General features: G+C 41.8%; 2 tRNA genes. Both read right to left on the bottom strand.

From position 1 onward, the window contains the following. Positions 1–171: 171 nt before the first annotated feature. Positions 172–244, bottom strand: a tRNA-Ala gene (locus H5993_RS09215). A 4-nt stretch (positions 245–248) separates the two neighbouring features. Beyond that, positions 249–323: transfer RNA gene (locus H5993_RS09210), tRNA-Ile, on the bottom strand. Positions 324–419: the final 96 nt, after the last annotated feature.

Below are 419 nucleotides of genomic sequence, written 5' to 3'. Positions count from 1 at the left end.
CATGCGCCCTTTGTAACTTAACCTGATTGATCGTCGATCAATCGAGTTAATTGAGATAGCGATTATATTCGTTAAAACTCAAATAACGCGGTGTTCTCGGTTTTCTTGATTATTTAGAAAAGATATTATTTAGTTTTCAAAGTACAAACTTTTACCAACTATCGTTGGTAATGGAGAATATCGGGATCGAACCGATGACCTCCTGCTTGCAAAGCAGGTGCTCTCCCAGCTGAGCTAATTCCCCATAATGGGCCTAAGTGGACTCGAACCACCGACCTCACGCTTATCAGGCGTGCGCTCTAAACCAACTGAGCTATAGGCCCAAATAAGCGAGCTATTAAATTGAGAGGTAAACCCCTCAAAACTGAACAAAGTTTCAACGCTGTGTAGGTTTCCGATTAATTCCTTAGAAAGGAGGT

Origin of the sequence: Limosilactobacillus alvi (genome assembly GCF_016900115.1) — a bacterium.
GTDB lineage: Bacteria > Bacillota > Bacilli > Lactobacillales > Lactobacillaceae > Limosilactobacillus > Limosilactobacillus alvi.
This window is presented reverse-complemented; position numbering and strand designations above follow the sequence as displayed.